This is a genomic window from Paenibacillus sp. J22FR5 (assembly GCF_059691975.1).
Window position 1 is genome coordinate 392,483 of the sequence record NZ_JCAUAN010000001.1, and the last position, 19,582, is coordinate 412,064.

The 19,582-nt window shown below is 44.2% G+C and carries 18 protein-coding genes; 14 read left to right on the forward strand and 4 right to left on the reverse strand.

Annotated features, from left to right (window positions below; translation table 11 throughout):
* The first annotated feature begins 46 nt into the window (after window positions 1-46).
* From AC58P7_RS01950 to AC58P7_RS01960, 3 genes are all read left to right on the forward strand, one after another.
* Window positions 47-847: a Cof-type HAD-IIB family hydrolase gene (locus AC58P7_RS01950; RefSeq protein ID WP_497339712.1), complete on the forward strand. Its 801-nt coding sequence runs from the start codon at window positions 47-49 to the stop codon at window positions 845-847.
* Window positions 848-928: 81 nt separating this feature from the next.
* Window positions 929-2,752, forward strand: a complete 1,824-nt coding sequence (locus tag AC58P7_RS01955; protein ID WP_497339713.1) for a hypothetical protein — start codon at window positions 929-931, stop codon at window positions 2,750-2,752.
* 1 nt (window position 2,753) lies between these two features.
* Window positions 2,754-4,205: a glycosyltransferase gene (locus AC58P7_RS01960; protein ID WP_497339715.1), complete on the forward strand. Its 1,452-nt coding sequence runs from the start codon at window positions 2,754-2,756 to the stop codon at window positions 4,203-4,205.
* Window positions 4,206-4,261: 56 nt separating this feature from the next.
* Here AC58P7_RS01960 and AC58P7_RS01965 read toward each other — a convergent pair whose 3' ends face one another.
* The gene (locus AC58P7_RS01965) at window positions 4,262-4,348 is read right to left on the reverse strand and encodes a YjcZ family sporulation protein (RefSeq protein ID WP_497339946.1); all 87 of its coding nucleotides are present in this window, start codon (window positions 4,346-4,348) and stop codon (window positions 4,262-4,264) included.
* A 154-nt stretch (window positions 4,349-4,502) separates the two neighbouring features.
* Between AC58P7_RS01965 and AC58P7_RS01970 the strand changes: the two genes are divergently transcribed.
* Window positions 4,503-5,591 carry a hypothetical protein gene (locus AC58P7_RS01970; RefSeq protein WP_497339716.1) on the forward strand — a complete coding sequence of 363 codons (1,089 nt, stop codon included), beginning with the start codon at window positions 4,503-4,505 and terminating at the stop codon, window positions 5,589-5,591.
* A gap of 71 nt (window positions 5,592-5,662) precedes the next feature.
* Here the strand turns inward: AC58P7_RS01970 and AC58P7_RS01975 are convergent, their stop codons facing one another.
* Complete coding sequence (locus tag AC58P7_RS01975; RefSeq protein ID WP_497339717.1) at window positions 5,663-6,292, reverse strand: nitroreductase family protein; 630 nt, start codon at window positions 6,290-6,292, stop codon at window positions 5,663-5,665.
* 212 nt (window positions 6,293-6,504) lie between these two features.
* Here AC58P7_RS01975 and AC58P7_RS01980 point away from each other — a divergent pair, with 212 nt between their 5' ends.
* The 7 genes from AC58P7_RS01980 (at window position 6,505) to AC58P7_RS02010 (ending at window position 14,077) form a co-directional block, all read left to right on the forward strand.
* The gene (locus AC58P7_RS01980; RefSeq protein ID WP_497339718.1) at window positions 6,505-6,786 is read left to right on the forward strand and encodes a hypothetical protein; all 282 of its coding nucleotides are present in this window, start codon (window positions 6,505-6,507) and stop codon (window positions 6,784-6,786) included.
* Between the two features lie 72 nt (window positions 6,787-6,858).
* On the forward strand, window positions 6,859-7,332 hold the full coding sequence (gene queD, locus AC58P7_RS01985; RefSeq protein WP_497339720.1) for a 6-carboxytetrahydropterin synthase QueD: 474 nt from the start codon (window positions 6,859-6,861) through the stop codon (window positions 7,330-7,332).
* Window positions 7,332-8,012 carry a 7-carboxy-7-deazaguanine synthase QueE gene (locus AC58P7_RS01990; protein WP_497339721.1) on the forward strand — a complete coding sequence of 227 codons (681 nt, stop codon included), beginning with the start codon at window positions 7,332-7,334 and terminating at the stop codon, window positions 8,010-8,012. Before queD ends, AC58P7_RS01990 begins: the two co-directional genes overlap by 1 nt.
* 65 nt (window positions 8,013-8,077) lie before the next feature.
* Window positions 8,078-8,773, forward strand: coding sequence for a 7-cyano-7-deazaguanine synthase QueC (queC, locus tag AC58P7_RS01995; RefSeq protein ID WP_497339722.1), 696 nt, complete (start codon window positions 8,078-8,080; stop codon window positions 8,771-8,773).
* A gap of 28 nt (window positions 8,774-8,801) precedes the next feature.
* Complete coding sequence (locus tag AC58P7_RS02000) at window positions 8,802-9,479, forward strand: response regulator transcription factor (protein ID WP_497339723.1); 678 nt, start codon at window positions 8,802-8,804, stop codon at window positions 9,477-9,479.
* Entirely contained in the window at window positions 9,476-10,876 is a 1,401-nt protein-coding gene (locus AC58P7_RS02005) for a sensor histidine kinase (protein ID WP_497339724.1), read from the forward strand. The genes AC58P7_RS02000 and AC58P7_RS02005 overlap by 4 nt, the downstream gene beginning before the upstream one ends.
* Window positions 10,877-10,975: 99 nt before the next feature.
* Window positions 10,976-14,077, forward strand: coding sequence for an efflux RND transporter permease subunit (locus AC58P7_RS02010; RefSeq protein ID WP_497339725.1), 3,102 nt, complete (start codon window positions 10,976-10,978; stop codon window positions 14,075-14,077).
* 71 nt (window positions 14,078-14,148) lie between these two features.
* On the opposite strand, the gene AC58P7_RS02015 is transcribed toward AC58P7_RS02010, so the two are convergent.
* Window positions 14,149-15,057 (reverse strand): AraC family transcriptional regulator, encoded by a 909-nt coding sequence (locus AC58P7_RS02015; protein ID WP_497339726.1) that lies wholly within the window; start codon window positions 15,055-15,057, stop codon window positions 14,149-14,151.
* A gap of 149 nt (window positions 15,058-15,206) precedes the next feature.
* On the opposite strand from AC58P7_RS02015, the gene AC58P7_RS02020 reads away from it, so the two are divergent.
* The 3 genes from AC58P7_RS02020 to AC58P7_RS02030 all read left to right on the forward strand — a co-directional run bounded on the left by AC58P7_RS02020 (window position 15,207) and on the right by AC58P7_RS02030 (window position 18,620).
* The gene (locus tag AC58P7_RS02020) at window positions 15,207-16,049 is read left to right on the forward strand and encodes a sugar phosphate isomerase/epimerase family protein (RefSeq protein ID WP_497339727.1); all 843 of its coding nucleotides are present in this window, start codon (window positions 15,207-15,209) and stop codon (window positions 16,047-16,049) included.
* A gap of 1 nt (window position 16,050) precedes the next feature.
* On the forward strand, window positions 16,051-17,070 hold the full coding sequence (locus AC58P7_RS02025; RefSeq protein ID WP_497339728.1) for a Gfo/Idh/MocA family protein: 1,020 nt from the start codon (window positions 16,051-16,053) through the stop codon (window positions 17,068-17,070).
* 167 nt (window positions 17,071-17,237) lie between these two features.
* Window positions 17,238-18,620 (forward strand): MATE family efflux transporter, encoded by a 1,383-nt coding sequence (locus tag AC58P7_RS02030; protein ID WP_497339729.1) that lies wholly within the window; start codon window positions 17,238-17,240, stop codon window positions 18,618-18,620.
* A gap of 163 nt (window positions 18,621-18,783) precedes the next feature.
* Here the strand turns inward: AC58P7_RS02030 and AC58P7_RS02035 are convergent, their stop codons facing one another.
* Complete coding sequence (locus AC58P7_RS02035; RefSeq protein ID WP_497339730.1) at window positions 18,784-19,545, reverse strand: MerR family transcriptional regulator; 762 nt, start codon at window positions 19,543-19,545, stop codon at window positions 18,784-18,786.
* Between the last annotated feature and the right edge of the window lie 37 nt (window positions 19,546-19,582).

The following is a 19,582-nucleotide window of genomic DNA, read 5'->3' on the forward strand; positions in this document are numbered from 1 at the left end:
ATGGTACAATTAGTCGATAAAATGCGAACGAGGGAGCGCGACCACCTTGAACTATCGATTAATCGCACTGGATGTTGATGGAACACTTCTCAATGATGATCATGAGTTAACGGATCAAACGATTGAAACCATACAAGAGGTTCATGATCAAGGCTGTCATATTGTCTTGTGTACCGGGAGAGCACCTGCGAGCACATTGCCCATTCTGGAGCAGTTAGGCTTGGAAGGGACGATGATCACACACAATGGTGCAGTGACCGTTCATGCGGATGAGCGAGGGCAGTCATTGGTGAACGAGTTTGCTTTTGAATTGGTAGACATAGAGCCAATGCTGGTCTACGCTCGCCGCGAAGGGATTCATTTCGATGTGTGCACGGCGTTCAATATGTATATCGAACGTGTAGGCGAGTATGAGAAGCAAATGTACAAGAAATTCCTCATCAACCCAAAACTTGTGACTTCAGTCTCAGAACTTGGCGTGCCGATCGTCAAATTTACACTTTTTGCTCAACCTGATGTGTTAGATCGTGTTCAGCAGGAGTGGGAGGACCGAAAGCTTTACGGACATTTACGTATGATTCGCAGTGGTGATTTGTTCATTGATGTGATGAGCCCGCAAGCCAATAAGGGAAATGCTTTGAAGGCTTTGGCTGCTTCACTAGAGGTTGATTCACAAGATATTATGGCCATCGGGAATTACTATAATGATCTGGAAATGATGGCATTTGCCGGACTTGGAATTGCGGTTGAGAATTCGCCGAACGATGTGAAAGAAGCCGCTGATGCAGTGACCTCTTCCAATAATGACGAGGGTGTTCATGAAGCCATACGAAAGTACTTATTCTAATATAAAAATTCGATAAAATACCTCGATTTTTGAGGTTTTTTGTCGTTTAAGGGGTTTTTAGTACAAATTGCCTATGGTAGAATGAGAGAAAGAATAATAGACGATGGTGGTGTGGTAATGGGGAAATTGAAAGTATCAAGAAGGAAAGAAAAGCTCATAGGAACGATAGCAGGTGTAACCGCGATAGCTGCGCCGTTGATGATGATGCCTGTACAACATAGTTATGCCAAACAAATTTTACCCGTCGATGCAATACATACGATTGTTTTACCATTACACGGAACAAAGTACATTGATTTTTCAACACTATACAGCGATGGTAATCTGGACGTTACAACAACGGGATCCAGCGCATCAGGTGAATATGCATTAGGGCATAATGGCATCTATGAAATAAAGGCTAGTAGTAATAGTATTGGCACTACTACTTTTACGGTCAAATATGACATGACTGAAGGGAACCCGATAGAAATTGACCAATTTAAAGTGATTGTCGTTCCTGATTCCGAAAATTCAGCTGATTATAAATTTGATATTTTGAATGCCGTTGATCAGTTAATCCATATGCCTACAGTTAATCAGACGAGAGATCAGGCAGTGGGATTGCTTCAAAACATTAGTCCAATGAGTAATATGAATTTTGATCCAATTTCATACAATAATATGAATTCAGCACCATATCAAAATAGCGGAAATGAGCTCAGTATTAGAGGTGTTATTGGGGAGCCGATACTATTTAGCAGAATTGATGAAGAGATTACGCGGTATTTTTCAGATATTAACGAAGATCAGTTGTCTGTCATTATTAGTAATTCAGAAAGTGCTAACTTGAATCTTTTTCAAGTATTTAGTGAAAGTCATACTTCATTAGGTTATGGATTTATCCCGTCAACTGCAGGGAGTTATTTATTAGATGCCGTGGTCACTGATCATCAAGGTGGATTCACGAAAGCAAAAATCCGTTTTCAAATTGCAACTGAGAATTCTATCCCAGAGCTTAATGAAAATAGTGTGCTAGCTAAGCACTTTCAATTAGATCATGTAATCAATCCAACCCTACAGTTACCCGAAAATGGAGAAATTGATTTGGATGAGATTTTCTATGATGTTGAAACTGATGATATGCACTATAAGCTGGTGGTAGAGTCTTATGGATCACCAAACAATGTCAACACTACGATTGATCTTGGAAATACTAGTTTAATTACTTGGGAATCAATTGATGAGGAACTTGAGTCCAATGCTATTAGAATTAAGCAAATTCTTGCTTATGATTCTATTCATCTTTACCAACCAGCTGTATTAAATGTTGATATTGAAAAATCATCCAATGAAACTTCTGTTTTACCACATACCTTTAATTTATATGCATCGACGAATATTAGTAAGAGTAGTGTCACTGTGAACTCCAGCATGAATTGGTTCGATCCTGTAAGTCTAGTAGATGTTCAATCAGTACCTACAGCTGGAAACTCAGGAGTTACTTTTACTACAAGCGAAGATAATATCACATTTGTTGCTGATACTAATCTAAATAGTGATACAAAATTCAAAGTTTATTCAACGTTAAATGAGTCTGGGGGTTCAGCATTGTATCAGAACGAAATAACAATTCATGTTATGAATCGCACTGAGCAAGATGGGGTTGTACAAACAATTAATCTAACTCCTTTGTTCCCTGATCATTTCGACGATTATACATATTGGGACAATTTTAATACGAATTTCGATGATTTTGTCTCATATTCCACTGTTGCAGAAGTAACATATTCAAATGGCACTGGCACATTTGTTGTTACGATCGACGGTATCGACAATACAGCAACCGAATTAACCATAGATCCTGATTACGGAAAAGATGAGAGCGGAAGTCGTATCTATAAGTTTATTTACCGCAGACCATAGCATGAAAATATGCATACAATTCGAACACATCATCACCCTAATCCAAGGAAATAAACTCCAAGAAGCCGAAACCGAGCTCTTCCAAGCCATTCGACAGACGCCCTTGGAAGCGCAGCTCTGGGTGATGCTCGGTGAAACGCTGCTCCTTAGGCAACAAGCTGGCGCAGCGAAGCGGGTCTTCGACCGTGCTTGGCTGCTGGATCCGCAAGCGAAATGGGTCAATCACATCTACAAAAACATACAGCAGATGCCCCCTGGTGAACCACGACCGGACGTCGAGGATCTCCTGTATGTTCCCAAGGTGACGGTGACCGCGGCGATTTTATCACATAACGAAGCCGCGAATATCGCAAAGTGTATCGTTGCTTTGCAAGGGGCTGTCGATGAAATTCTGCTTGTGGATTCATCGACGGATGATACGCGAAGGATTGCTTTGCAGTATCCGAAGGTCAAGGTTGTCCCGATCGTGTGGGAGGATAACTTCGGTGCCGCGCGCAACATCGGTCTACAGCATGTCCAAACGGATTGGGTGATTTGGATTGATGCGGATGAGGTCTTAATTCCAGAGGATGTCAACGCGATCAGGGAAGCAGCAAACGTATTCAATCAACTACAGATCATCCCGGCCCTACATGTCTGGCACTTGAATCAGATAAATGGCACAATCCAACATGACTTCTCCCAAGTTCGCATGTTCCCGGCACAAAGGGGATTGCGTTACTATGGTCGCATTCATGAGCAAATCGGTACGGATCAAGGAATTTATCAGCTTGATACTTACCGACGAGCAGTCAAAATCCGATTGGATCATCATGGCTATGAGCCGGCTGTCCTACAAAGCAAAGGAAAGATAGAACGAAATCTCCGATTGCTGAAGCTTATGCTTGAAGAAGAACCGGAGAATCCAGGCCATTGGCTTTTTTACGGTCGTGAATCCCTGGGACTCGGACAGGAAGAGCAAGCTCTCACAGCCTTACTTGAAGCAGAGCGTCTAGGCTTACAAACAGAGCTATTCGGCAGGATGCTTGAGATCTACCGACTCCTCATTCAAATCATGATGCAACGCAAAAATTACACCGAAGCGGAAGCGTACTGCCACAAAGCGTTACAGCAGTCCCCAGACTTCCCAGACGCCCATTACTTGCTCGCGCAAGTGCGCATGAGACAGGTGGACGAGCTACTGCGATTGGCTGAGGCCAGTATTAAGCAATCGCTGACAAGCTTACCCAATTACCGCGGCAGTGTAAGTGCGGATTACCACATCGGTGAGTGGAAGGCGGCAACGTCACTGGGCGAACTAGCCATGCGCTCGGGGAAGCTAGCCAGAGCTAGAGAAATCTTCTCGCTCCATAAGGATAAGCCAGGTGCTACCGAGATCATCGCAGCTAAGCTCACTGCCATCGAAGCAGAACAGCAACGTCTAAACCAAGCCGCGCAGCAACCCCGAAAATAAAGACGACCTCCATGCTTCAAGGGCAGGAGATCGTCTTTTTGCTTTTATATCACATATTAAATAACGAATGCGCTTGTGATAATGACAAGAAGGATGAAAAGAACTAAAATCGCAGCTGCTGAGTTACCTACAACTCCTGACATGGACATTACCTCCTTTCGTGATGAGTGTTATAAGATAAGATATGTTCGCTGGGGCAGAAGTGTATAGACGGATATCCTGATTACTCATATTTTGGACGATAATGGGCATGCTACAGAAGAATGACATAAGATCTGTAGAGGAGGCGAGTAAGTCGTGGCCGATATTATGCTAAGACCCGACCTGAAAACAGCAGGCGGCGAAGTCTGCGATATTATGTACAATGGGGAGTTTGTCGGTACATTAACGCTAGTCTACAGGGAATCGGATCGTCTCAAAGGCGCGATTCATCTGGAAAAGCAATCTATTACGATCGTGAACAAGCAGGCGGTATATGATTTTGCCCAGTCCTATATTCAAGATGTTATTGATGCGCTTGACATTGTGGAGTGCGAGGTAACCGTCAGTTATAGTGATTATGATTTTGTAATCGCCACGGAACATGCGATTCAGCCGTCAACGTTCCCAGAGGATTTTATATCCAGTGTGGATCTTCTACATGATGATGAGCTGGACTATTCGTGGTTGAGAGAAGATCTCAGTTTAGATGAGGATCATGAGTCGGAACTACGTTCGGAGCAGCTGGACATGCTGGAGGAGCGTAAGCAAGAAGCGGGGTACGAGCTCGTTATTGTTAACGAAAATAGGAGCAGTGTCGAGTACCATGTCTATGATAAGGAAGCAGAATTGATTGCTGAAGCTGCTTTGCACATCTATGGATCTGAGGTGATCGGAGACATCACATGGAAATTTGACCCTTTTGATGAAGAGATGGACATCGTGACTGAACTTATCGTGTCAGACTTTAATGAAGAGCAAACGGATTCGTTCGTCTTTCATATGATTTATGGTGGCGATACGGTCGATACAGTGGAATTGACGCATATCGATATGTTGGATCTGGTGGATGAAATCCAGGTTGAAGATGATATGTGGATACCAACAAGAGACGACTACTCGATCGTATTGGTCCGCGACGATTCGGATACGTTATCTTATGAGATTTATCAACAATCTTATGGCGGTTTGCCCATCGGAACAGCGACGGTAGATATTAGTTCGCGGCAGCTTACGGGGTTTATCGATTTTCGTGAACCGGGAGATTCCGATGACAGGGAATTGATTGCAACATTGTTGCTGGATGAGTTAGATAAGGAGAAGGAATATGAAACCTTCAATTTATCTATGCTTTATCGGAATAAGCTCATCGATGAGATTATGTTCGAAACGGAACAGTTTCACTAAGTAAAGCGCACAAAAAAGGCATGATCTCTCATTTAGAATGAGAGTCATGCCTTTTGCTTCATCAGTCAATATTAGAATGTGTTGGAAACGGTGATTTGATCTAAAGAAAGACGGCCAGCAGCACGTGCTGGAGTAGCAGCCAAACCAAGACTGATCAACATCACAGGTACATAACGCGCTGGAACATTGAAAGCTTCAACGAATTTACCAGCATCGTAGCCACCCATTGGGCAAGTATCGTAGCCAAGGGATTTTGCAGCAAGCATCAAGTTCATAGCTGCCAAGGAACCGTTACGAATCGCTTCGTCACGAGCAACTTGTGGGTATTGGTACGCGCCTTCAATTTGGCCAACAAGTGTGTCCATCACAGCTTGAGGAATGAATCCGCCAGCAACAGCAGGACCGAATACAGCTTGCGCATTTTTGTTCGCTTCGAGATCACCAAGAACTGCGATTACAACGGAGCTTTCAACGATTTGCTTTTGACCGTATGCGATAGGAAGTAATTTTTCTTTTTGTGCTTGATCGTCGATGACGAGAAGTTTCCAATGTTGAAGATTCCAAGAAGATGGCGCTAGGGAAGCTGAAGTTAAAATTTGCTCAAGATCAGCTTGTGGAATTTTGTGACCTGCTTGGTATTGTTTAACGGAATGACGGTCTTCAATTACTTTCAAAACTTCATTTTGTACTTGTGTGCTCATTATGGATTCCTCCAAAAATTAGAATAAGTTCTTTATATTGTTGTTCATCCATCCAAAGTCATGTATGTATTTCGTTGGTATTCGATCGATGAACTGTAAATAACATATTAACAAATTACTGTAATCATAAATGTTATAGTTGTGATTGTCAAGAGAGTCTTTCCCGTTGTCGTAAAATGTTGGATAATGGAAAAAGAAAGGGGTTGTTCCTCTTGAAATTGACGCAAAAAGAGTTGAATCACCTTGTTTTTTTGAGCGAAGTCGTGCTGACGGGGAAAAAGAAGAGTCTCATGGACGAAACGCTGCAATGCTTGCTCTATATCGTGAAATCAGTTGAAGAAGTGGAACTTCCTGATTCTGTTGTTGGACAGATCGAGAGTCTGACTGCTTTAATTGAAGCTGACTTGCGTGAGGAGAACGAGCGTATGCAGGAAATCCGAGGCCACCTAGACTGGATGCAAAAGAAGGAGCGAAATTCTTCCATGCCGATGTAGTAAGGTGACAAACCGTCTATTTATGATATAATGTAGAGTACTGTTTTTTTTGAATTCTATGAGGTGATAATAATGAGCTATGAAATCCCAAGAGACGTACAAGAGTTGGGGCGTGACATCCAAGAGAACCAATTGAAATATCACCATAAATCCGTTTTGATTTCCAAAGAATTTACGTTTGACAGTGCGCATCATCTGCATTGTTATGAGGGGAAATGTAAAAGTCTACATGGCCACACCTACAAGCTGCAAGTCATTATGCGCGGAAAAGTAGATAGCCGAGGGATCGCGATTGATTTTGGGGATATCAAACGAATTACGAAAGAACGCGTGATTGATCGTTTGGATCATAAATATTTGAACGACGTGTTGCCGCCGATGAATACGACGGCTGAGAATATGGTGGTTTGGATTTACGAAGAAATTCACCAAGCCCTGATTGATGAGAAGCTGTATCCTGCGATTACTTTGGACGAGATTCGCCTATGGGAAACGCCGACAAGCTATGCAGCCATCACACGCTCGATGATGGAGGAGGATCTGTAATGCGAGATATCCGCATTCCCATGGTCGAGATCTTCGAGACGGTTGAAGGGGAGGGAACCCGTGCCGGGTTCCCGACGATCTTCGTCCGTCTTTTTGGTTGCAACCTGCGTTGTACCTGGTGTGACACTACGTACAGCTACCCGCCAGCAGAAGCCGAGAACGTCATGACCCTTGCTGAAATTATCAGCAAGGTGGGGACGTTCCGCTCCCGGCATATTTGCCTGACAGGCGGCGAACCGCTCCTGTACGGCGACAAATCGCTCGCGCTGATCGAGGCGCTCGCTGAGCTCGAGCAGGTCGATGACCTGCATATAGAAACGAATGGTGCGATTGATCTTGCACCGTTCGTCCAGAAGGTCACATCACCGAAGGTACGTTATGTGATGGATTTCAAGCTGCCTGATTCAGGTGAAATGGATCAGATGATCTACAGCAATTTCGAGCTGCTGCGCGAGCAGGATGAGCTGAAGTTCGTGATCGGCAGCGATCTCGACTTCCGCACCGCAGTTGAGGTTCTCGCTAAGCATCCGACCAAGGCGCTGCCGATGTTCAGCCCTGTGTGGGAGACAATGCCGCCGCGCAAGCTGGTTGACCTGATGCTGGCCGAGGGGCTATCGAAGGTAAAGCTAAATATGCAGTTGCATAAGATTATTTGGGATCCAGCGATGCGAGGCGTCTAGCCTTCAGGCCTTGTACGCTTTGTGTACAAGGCCATTTTCTAATTTTAATAAAAGAGGTGCTAAACATGAGTGAAAATAAAAAAAGAGCCGTCATTATTCTCAGCGGCGGTTTAGATAGTACGACTTGTATGGGACTAGCCCAGGAGGCAGGCTACGAGTTGTTTCCCATTTCTTTTGATTATGGACAACGTCACAAGATTGAGATCGAGAATGCCAAACAAGTAGCTGAGCATTATGGGGTAAGCGGGCGTCACAAAATCATTAAGCTGGATTTCCTGCGTGATTTCGGTGGAAGTGCGCTGACGGACGATACCATTGATGTTCCGAATGTGATGAATGGTTCTGAGTCGGAAGAAATCCCTGTCACTTATGTGCCAGGACGCAATCTATTATTTCTCTCGATCGCTACGTCCTATGCAGAAGTTACGGGGTCTCAAGCCATTTATATCGGTGTAAATGCCCTAGATTATAGCGGCTATCCAGACTGCCGTCCGGAGTTTATTCACAAGGTGGAAGAAGTTATTGTGCTGGCGACCAAGGTGGGAGTGGAAGGTAAAGGCATAACGATTGAAACGCCTCTCATTTCATGGTCCAAAGCGAAGATCGTAGAGGAAGGCTTGAAAATCGGTGTTCCTTACGAGTTGACGACTTCTTGCTACAATGGAAAAGCAGAAGCTTGTGGCGAATGCGATAGCTGTCGTCTGCGTTTGAAAGGCTTTGAAGAAGCCGGCTCCAAGGATCCGATTGCTTATTTAGCGTAGTTGCTGGTTTGAGAAGGGCGGTGCATGCATGACTCGTATACTGGTTGTTGATGATGACGCTGATATCCGAGAGCTGATTCGCGTTTATTTGGCAGGGGAAGGCCTAACGGTTGTGCAAGCAAGCCATGGACAAGAGGCGCTAAGCCTGATGGAATCTACGCCTGCGGACTTAGTCGTGTTGGATGTCATGATGCCTTTCATGGACGGCTGGGAGCTGTGCCGCGAATTACGGAAGCATTACCCAGACCTCCCGTTGCTGATGGTGACTGCGAAGAGCGAGTCTGTTCATAAAGTGAAGGGCTTCCAGCTCGGTACCGACGATTATTTGGTGAAGCCTTTTGATCCTGTGGAGTTGGTCATGAGAGTCAAAGCGCTGCTCAAGCGGTATCGGATTAACTCATCTCAAATTATCCTCATCGGCGGTATGACCATTGATCGGACGACGTATGAAGTTCGGCTTCAGGATCAGCGGATTACATTGCCATTGAAGGAATTTGAGTTGTTATATAAGTTCGCTAGCCATGCTGGGCAAATTTTCACCCGTACACAACTCATCGAACAAATATGGGGCATAGATTATGAAGGGGATGAACGCACCGTAGACGTTCATATTAAACGTTTGCGGGAACGTTTTGAGCCTTACGCAGAAAGGTTTCAAATTACAACCATACGTGGATTAGGGTACAGGCTTGAGGTGAAGGCATGATCAAAACGCTGTATTTACGTGTGGTTGTGACTTTTCTCGCGATTGTAGTGGTCAGCGTGCTCGTCGCTTTTCCATTGGCTATGTACTTTTTTACCAATATCATTTCGACCCAATTTCAATCAGAGATGCTCGCGATCGGCCGTCAAATTGTGACGCTAACGAATGAAGTTCAGCCCAAGAATTTAGATGCCTTTGTCGCGGGCAGCAATCGACTCAATGAGAACTACCTATTTACGCTGTTTGATGCGCATGGAGAAACGTTGGAGAGTATCCCTGTGGATAAAAAGGGGAGGCCGCGTATCCAACCCTCAGAAGTTTCGGATGTGTTGAAGGGGAATGTCTATAAAAGCTTGGATGCTATCGCTCCTTTAAATGAGATTACGTCGATTAAAGTGGGGATCCCGATTACCGTTGGTGATCAGAGCTATGCTTTGTTTATACATACAAATTTTACGGAGACTGCACGCCATCAAGTTCAAACGGTAATCATATTTGTACTTGTTCTTGTTCTCATAGTGGGGAGCATTCTCATTCTAATCGCATCAAGGTATCTGGTGAACCCGCTGAAAAAGTTGACCCTGGCGACAGCAAAGCTGGCTCGCGGTAATTTCAATGTCAATGTGAGCGTGAATAACAAGGATGAGTTAGGCAAATTAGCTGAAAGCTTCAATCATATGGCTGGGGAACTCAAGCAGCTTGAGCAGATGCGGCAGGATTTCGTTTCGAATGTCTCGCATGAGATTCAATCGCCGCTAACGTCAATTCGCGGCTTTTCCAAAGCGTTACGAGAGTCTGATGTGGATGAAAGTGATCGCAGCAAATATTTGGAAATCATTGAACGTGAGAGCGAACGCCTCTCTCGCTTAAGTGACAATCTGCTGAAGCTGGCTTCTTTAGAGTCAGAGCATCACCCTTTTCATCCTACCACCTATGATTTGGACGAGCAGCTGCGTCGTATTGTCGTTTTCTATGAACCGCAATGGTCACTGAAAGACCTGGAAATGGATCTAGCTTTGCCCCGAGTGAAAATTATTGCGGATGCGGATCAATTAAATCAGGTGTGGATGAATGTGATTGGCAATGCGATTAAATTTACGCCAGCTCAGGGACATATTCACATCAAGCTTGTCGCCCAGCGAGATCGGGTTCAAGTGTGGATACAGGATAATGGGATCGGGATTCCAGAAGAGGAGCAAGGTCGCATCTTCGATCGCTTCTACAAGGTTGATCAAGCAAGGCAGAGAGGCAGTGGAAGCGGGCTTGGTCTTGCCATTACGCGGAAAATCATTGAGATGCATGAAGGAACGATTGAGGTTCAGAGTGTATTGGGCAAGGGAACTCAATTTCTAATTGTGCTGCCTACCATACACGCTCCCTCCAAAAAGAGCAAAGAATGAATCTTGGTGATGTTCACTAAGATTTTTTTTCTTGTTCATATTGGGTTCATATTCAACCTGTATCTTTATCTCACAAACAAATGTTAGGGGAGTACAGGAATGAATCTACTCACAAAGTTTTCAATGAAAAACGTTTCAGCCGTTTTCATCATTATGATCATGCTTTTTGTAGGAGGCTTGTATTCAGCAACACAGCTCAAGGAAGAGAATATGCCCAACGTATCCTTCCCAGTTGTAGCAGTTACAACGACCTATACAGGCGCACCTAAAGATGTCATGGATGGAGTTACGGTACCTATTGAGAAAAAGTTAGCGAATCTAGAGGATTTGGATTCCATGCAGTCTACCTCAAGTGATAATTTCTCGATGGTTATTGTTTTCTTCAAGCAAAATGTGGATATTGACAAAAAGAAGCAGGCTGTACAAGATGCTCTGTCTACCGTTTCCTTGCCGATGACAGCTAGTCCACCGAAGGCATCAACCTTCGGTGCGGCATCCTTCCCGTCGAATTATTTAGTCGCTTATGCGAATGAAGGTGTAGACCAAGCCGAGCTGGATAAATCGTTCAAAGATACGATTAAGCCCGGACTCGAAGGCATCAAAGGGATTGACCATATGGACGTTATCGGTGCTAGATCGACTTCACTCGATATTGAACTCGACGCTGCCGCACTAGCTACCTATGGATTATCACCAGGTCAAGTTAGCCTTGCTATTAATGGTGCCGCGACAAAATCGCCAATTGGACCAATCGAAGTTGAAGGTACTAGCAAAATGACGCGTGTAACAGGCAACTTATCCAGCTTGAATGATCTGCAAAAAATAGAGATTGCAACGCCTAAGGGAGTTGTTACACTAGATCAGGTTTCGAAAGTAAAAACAATCACGGAATCTAATTTCAATGGGCGATTAGATGGCAAGCCAGCGATTGGAATGATTTTATATAAAGCTGGCAGTGCGAACGCCGTTGAATTCTCCGAAGAAATTGAATCACACCTTACAGAATGGAAGACGTCTTTACCGAACATTACGTTTAAGAATACCTACGACAGTGCGGATCAAATTAAGGAATCGATCTCTGGACTTGTCCGTGAAGGGATCATTGGTGCAGTACTCGCATCCCTGATGATTCTGATTTTCTTACGTAACGTACGCATGACATTAATTGTACTCGTATCGATTCCGCTTTCCATTTTGATCACATTATTGTTAATGTCGCAGTTAGGGCTGACACTCAATACGATGACGCTCGGTGGTATCTTTATCGCCGTAGGACGGGTTGTCGATGACTCGATTGTTGTTATTGAAAATATTTATGCATCCTTGGAAAAAGCGCAGGAACGGAAAGAATCTGTTATCGCACTAGCAACCAAACAGGTATCGATGGCGATCACATCCTCTACCTTGGCAACGGTTGGGGTATTTGCTCCACTAGCTTTGGTAACAGGAATTGTAGGGGAATTCTTTAGACCTTTCGCCTTAACGATTGCTTGTGCACTCTTGTCTTCCTTAATTGTGGCTTTAACTGTCATTCCGATGCTTTCTAAACTGCTCGTATTACGCAGTAAGTCAGGTAAAGTACATCATGATGATACAAAATCTAGTAAGTTAACGATATTCTATGAAAAAGTACTCACTTGGAGCTTGAAAAATCGGATTAAAACGTTACTTATTGCCCTAGTCCTACTCGTTGGTACAATGGCAGGAACGATTCCATTCCTATCCGTTTCGTTCTTACCTAGCTCATCAGCATCGGCAACCATGTACTTCCAATTAAAATTGCCAAATTCAACTTCTTTTGAAACAACAGATACCAAAACGAAAGACATTGAAACGGTCTTGTTAGATAAAAAAGATGCCCAAGGTGAGCCGGTATTTAAGTTCGTAGAAACTCTTGTTGGCTACGCGGGGAATGATGATGACCGAGTTCCATACGCGTCACAGATTTTCCTTCAAGTCAATAAAGGCGAAGATCCAGAACAAGTGAAGGCCGAAACGAAAGCCTATATTTTATCCCAATTACCGAATGGTTCCGAGGCTGAACCGAAGTCTATGGAAGGTGACTTTGGGGCAACGAACACAGATTTCGCCTATACACTTCAAGGTGATGATCAAGCTCAACTAGAGAATGCAGCAAGCATGGTTATTGAGAAATTGAAAACCTTCCCTGAGCTTGCCGAAATTGAAGACAATCTAAGTGATGCCAAAGCTGAAATTGAAATTGTGGTTGATCAGAAAAAAGCGAGAGAATATGGCATGAGCGCTGCCACTGTCAGAGATACAGCACGTGCATGGATTCAAAAGCAAAATCTAGGCGATATGCGATTTGATAATGTGGTCTATACGACAACGGTCTCTATGAATCAATCGGATAAAAATTCGATAGAGAAGTTAGGAAACATTCCTTTGATGGGGATGACTGGCTCACCACTGACATTAAAAGACGTTGCCAAGATCAATGAAACGAAGGGGGCGGTCTCCCTTGTCAGAGAAGATCAAGCGCAGCTTGTCAAAGTCTCGGCCAAAATCAATTCGGCTGACAAAACAGCAGTAAGTTCAAAGCTGTCTAAAGCACTTGAGGAGCTTACATTACCTGAGGGGGTTACCCCGAAAATAGGTGGGGTTTCCGAAGATGTGACGAAGAGCTTTACGCAGTTGTTTGTTGCAATGGCAGCTGCCGTATTCGTGGTTTACTTGATCATGGTTCTAGCGTTCGGAAATGCAAGTGCACCGTTTGCCATCCTGTTCTCACTGCCACTGGCCGTCATCGGTGGATTGCTAGGACTTGTCATTACCAAAGAACCGTTAACGGTAACTTCGATGATCGGGTTCCTCATGTTGATCGGTATCGTCGTCACGAATGCGATTGTCTTGATCGACCGGGCACAACAGCTTCGCGAAGATGGCTACACGGTTCGTCATGCCTTAATTGAAGCAGGGAAAATCAGACTGCGTCCGATTATCATGACAGCAGGTGCGACGATAATGGCGTTGGTTCCGTTAGCCATCGGTATTTCTGGCGAGGGTGGTTTAATCGGGAAAGGCCTCGGCGTCGTTGTTATCGGTGGGTTGATTACTTCAACAGTCTTGACACTTGTCGTCGTTCCGATTGTTTACGAGTTGATTGATAGTGCCAAAAACCGATTCAGCCGCATGTTTAAACGCAATAAAAGACATGATAGCCACCAGATTAATGCATAAATAGTTACATGAAAAAGCTGCCCTTCCGTAGACACAATCTACTTGAGGGCAGCTTTTTTATGGAAATACGTTTATTGATGGACTCTAGCTTTCACCGATTTCGCATAATCAGAGGGTGACATCCCGACTGTTTTCTTAAAATCTCTAGAAAAATAATGAATGCTGGCATAGCCTAGCAGGCTCGCAATTTCTGTGATATTGTATGGCCCTTCTCGCATATAGGTTTTGGCCTGCTCGATTTTGAGCGATTTAAAAGCTTCCATGACGCCCATCCCCTTTTGGGATTGAAACAGCTCCTTCATGCGGCTTTTGCCGAGATGGAAGGTTTGGCATAGGTCGTCTAGGGTAAAGGAATCGGCAAGATGATCCCTCAAATAATCGATAATCTGTGCAACCAAGCCATGCTCGGCTTTTTCTTTTTGCAAAGAGGATTGCTTTAATTTCTGTGTTTCCTGAACGCTTGCCCCAGCTTCTTGTTTACGGATGAGGGTGATGAAGAGTATTTCTAAATAAGCTTTGATGAGTTGTTCACTAGCAAACGGCGCGCTCATGTTTCTTTCTAGCAAATGAACGGAAGGAGAGTCGAAGGGAGGAAGGAAAGCATGAAACCCCTCTTGCATGATGATTGATAGGATGTTCCGCTCTCGATCTCCTAGAGATACAACTTTATTCGCAAGTGGGGACATAGCCTCAGAACGGCATTCGAAAGCAATGACAATGAGATTTGGCGGCTTATGCGCGTGTCTGACATGAACCGTATGGAACTCCTCAGGCTTGTGAAAAATCATATTCCCTTGCTGAAGGGTATGGATGACATCATCGGCACGAACCTCGACTTCCCCCTTGTCCACATAGAGGATTTCCCAGAAGTCGTGTTGTTCACCATCGAATACAAAGCCTTTGGCATATTCAAAATAATGAAAGGAAATGAGGTGTTCAATCGAAAGTGATTCCTGTAAGTATATCCTTGGGAATTCCATGCTGTCCGTCCTCTCTAGGGGATTTTCTGCCCGATTACAGCTATTTTACCACATTCATTTTGGCTAAAGTGCAAATAATTCGGCTTTAAAGATAAATCCAATCGGACGGTCCTCTTTTATAATAAAGGAAAGAAGCGGAGGAGATAGCGATGAAAAAAGGGATCAATATTTGGTCATTTCCTGGCTCAATGAGCGTAAAGGAATGTATGACTACAGCGAAAAAAGCCGGCTTCGACGGCATCGAGTTAGCTTTGAACGAAAAAGGCGAACTAAGTCTCGAAAGCACGGAAAGTGAAGTTCGTACGTATCGTCAGCATGCGGACGAAACAGGTATCGAACTAAGCAGCTTAGCAACAGGCTTATTCTGGTCCTATTCATTGACAAGCAGCCAACCGCAAACACGTCAAAAGGCAAAAGATATCGTCAAGAAGCAGCTAGAGCACGCCGCGGTACTTGGTGTAGACACCATTCTAGTCGTGCCAGGCGCAGTGGGTGTTGATTTCATCCCTGATTCTGAAGTGGTACCCTATGACCAAGCCTATGACTACTCCCTAGAAGCCATTCAGGAGCTATCGAAAGTGGCCGAGTCTTTGAAGGTTTCGATTGGGATCGAGAATGTATGGAACAAATTCTTACTATCACCGCTGGAAATGCGGGATTTCATTGATAAAGTTAATTCCCCTTATGTAGGTGCTTATTTCGATGTAGGGAATGTCATATTCTCAGGGTACCCGGAGCATTGGATTTCTATTTTGAGTCATCGTATCAAAAAAGTGCATTTCAAAGATTATCGCCGCGCAGCTGGCGGCTTGCATGGTTTCGTTGATCTTCTTGCAGGTGATGTGAATTATCCGGAAGTGATGAAAGCCCTTCAAACCATAGGATATGAAGACTATGTAATCGCCGAAATGATTCCTGGCTATACCTATCACGGCGAGCAAATTGTTTATAACACATCTGGTGCTATGGATGCTATTTTGGGGAGGAAGTAACATGTTAAGAATCGGATTAGTTGGATTAGGGTTTATGGGAAGAACCCATTTGGAGAATTATGTTCGACTAGAGGCAGAAGGGCTTGCGATTAAAGTCGTCGCATTATGTGATATTGACCCTGAGAAACTCGAAGGTAATGCGGTTGCTGGTAATATTGATACAGGTGATTCCGCAATCGATTTTAGTCTCTATTCGAAGTATACAAGTGTGACAGAGATGATCGAGAAGGAACAGTTGGATTTCGTGGATTTGGCGCTCCCGACGTACCTGCACCGCGATGTTACGATTGAATGTTTAAATAAAGGTCTCCATGTCCTCTGTGAGAAGCCGATGGCTTCGAATTCGGAAGAGTGTGAAGAGATGATTGCGGCAGCAGAAGCGAATGATAAGCAGCTGATGATTGGTCAGTGTCTGCGCTTTTGGCCAGCTTATGTGTACTTGAAAGAAGCTGTGGAGAAAGGGACATTCGGCAAAGTGACAAGTGGTTATTTCTATCGCGGCGGCGCAACGCCAACTTGGGGACCATGGCTAATCGATAAAGAGAAGAGCGGCGGCGCTTTATTGGATATGCATGTTCATGATATCGATATGGTGAATTGGCTCTTCGGAAAACCGGAATCCGTTTCCTGCTTGGCACGCAATGTGGTTCCTGGCAGCGGCTATGATGTCGTGTCGACGAACTATTTGTACGGAGATGGCAAAGTCATCAATGCGCAAGCTGACTGGACATTGGAAGGCGATTATGGTTTCGAAATGCTGTATCGTGTTAACTTTGAGAAAGCTAATCTGATTTTCAACGCGAGCGGTCTGCAAGTGAATCCTAACGATGGAGCTGGGTTCCGTCCGGAGATATCCCCAGAGATGGGTTATTACCTGGAGCTGAAATATTTCGTGGGGACGCTGCTAGCAGGGCAATCGGTGACGACGGCAACGCCTGAGAGTACAATGGGCACGATTGATATTGCAGTAGCGGAAATCGAATCTGCTGACAATAAAGGTGCTTGGGTGCAGGTGAAGTAAACAAGAGTTCATGTAACTTTGGGAATCGAACGCGATTTCCAAGGTTTTTTTGCATATATATATGTTGCAGCAGAGGTGATGAGAGCTGAGTTAATGATTATCATTTGACTGCAATCGCTTTCGTATTCTATGCTAATAACATTTGCAAGAACCAGAGGTGAGTACGAATGAAAGACAAAGATTCAACAGCATCTTGGCAAAAGCTTAGTCTATTCGCAGTCACTTGGCCGATTTTTATTGACTCTGTTTTGCGCATGATGTTAGGAACTGCGGATGTGTTCATGCTAAGCCGAATCTCAGATGAAGTTACCGGAGCTGTAGGCTTGGCCAATGAAGTTATTATGTTCTGTATTCTGATGTTTGGATTTGTTGGAATTGGAACGAGCGTGGCCGTTGCACAGCATCTGGGCGCAGGCAAGGTGAAGGAAGCCAGTCGGATTTCCGCGTTAGCGATTACTATAAACTTGATTTTCGGTGTTATCGTGAGTATCGCATTGGTCATTTTTGGTGAGCCGTTGATGCACCTGATGAACTTGGCACCAGAGCAAATCGGTATTGCCAAGAAGTATTTGAATTTGATCTCGGCCTTTATTTGGATCGAAGCACTGTCGTATGCGATTTCTTCGGTATTGCGTTCCAATGGACAGACGCGGGACGTTATGTTCGTAACGTTGGGGGTCAATGTGATCCACATTGTTGGTAACTCTCTGTTGATTTTCGGTAATTTGGGATTCCCAGAGTGGGGAGTCACAGGGGCTGCAGTATCAACCATTGTGAGTCGTCTCATTGGTCTCATTGTACTTGTTGTTATCCTGTATCGCCGTCTACAGGTACCGATTTTGCTCAAGCATTATGTGAGTTTCAAGTCTCACATCGTTAAGCAAATCCTCAGCATTGGATTACCATCTGCAGGTGAGCATATTTCTTGGCAATCGCACTATTTGATGATCTTCAGTTTCATTAATATTATTGGGGCTACAGCATTAAGTACCCATGTGTACGTGATGAACGTGACCAATTATTTTATAGCTTTAGGCATGGCGATTGGTATGGGAACGGAAATTATTGTGGGACATATGGTTGGTGCAGGGGCTTTCCAAGCAGCGTATCATAAATTGATGAGAAGCTTAAAGATTACCTTCATACTGACCTTTGTTGTTGTCGGTATCACGTCGATTTTCCGTAAAGAGCTGTTAGGGCTTTTCACAGATAATCCAGATATCATTGCGATGGGTTCTACGATTCTACTTCTGTCTATCATCCTGGAACCGGGGAGAACCTTCAATTTAGTTGTCATCAATTCCTTGCGAGCAGCAGGAGATGCTAGATTCCCAGTCATGATGGGGGTCATCTCCATGTGGGGGATAGCAGTTCCATTATCTTATTGGCTCGGTATACATCTGGAGATGGGGCTACTTGGTGTTTGGATTGCTTTTACTGTCGATGAGTGGACGAGAGGTGTGCTGATGTATCTACGTTGGCGAAGCCGAGTATGGCAAAGTAAATCACTAGTTCGACCAAACGGCGAAGCATTGGCCAAAACGGTTTAATCATACAGCTAAACAAAGAAGCACAAAACTCGTAGTGAGAGTCTTGTGCTTCTTTTCATATAAAAAGGGTGACATGAAGGTTGCTTGCTGGCGGCTGGTAATTATACTATATTCAGTTTCTTGCAGAAAAATTGGATGTTTGCAGGAAATCATAGAAAACGTGCTAGTGTCCCCCTGTATAGATGTGAATCGCATCTCTTAGAAATTCCGCTGTACCCGGTTGCTTCTCATCATAATACGCTTTGAAGCGCTCATCATCCACGTACATTTGGGCAAGTCCTGCATGGGCTTCTTTCCTGTATTCGCTCCAATAGTAGCATAGCCATTTCCTGTGCAAGTCTGCTGCTTTTTGAGCTAATTCACTGGCAGGATCTCCTTGCTTGAAAGCTTTCGCTAGCGTTACGGATACTTCTTCGGCCAAACGTGTAACCTCATCATGCTGCTCTTGCGTCATATTTTTTACTTTTTGATTGCTTTTATTCACTTGGTCATCGCCGTATTTCTCGCGAATTTCTTTCCCATACTTCTTCTCATTATCATCTATTAGCTTTTGTTTGAAGCCTTCAAATTTCTGTTTATCGGACATAGTTAATCTCCCTTCTTTAGAAGCAATGGTTTGTTCTACATTTGCTATGAGCATATCCAGTTGCCTTCGTTTGTCGAGAAGCTGATCTCGATGGTTCCTCAGCGCACTAGTTCCGTCAAAGGATGGCGACGACATGATGTCTTTGATCTGCTCCAGAGGGACGCCTAGCTCCCGATAAAATAAAATCTGTTGCAGTCTGTCCACCTCCGCTTGCCCATAAATACGATATCCGGATGAGTTGATTCTTGCCGGCATAAGAAGTTCAATCTCATCATAATAGCGAAGTGTACGAGTGCTTATTCCAGCCAACTTCCCCAAGTGCTGTACCGTGTACTCCATCTGCTCACCTCCTGACTTCTTTACTGTAAAGCTTTAC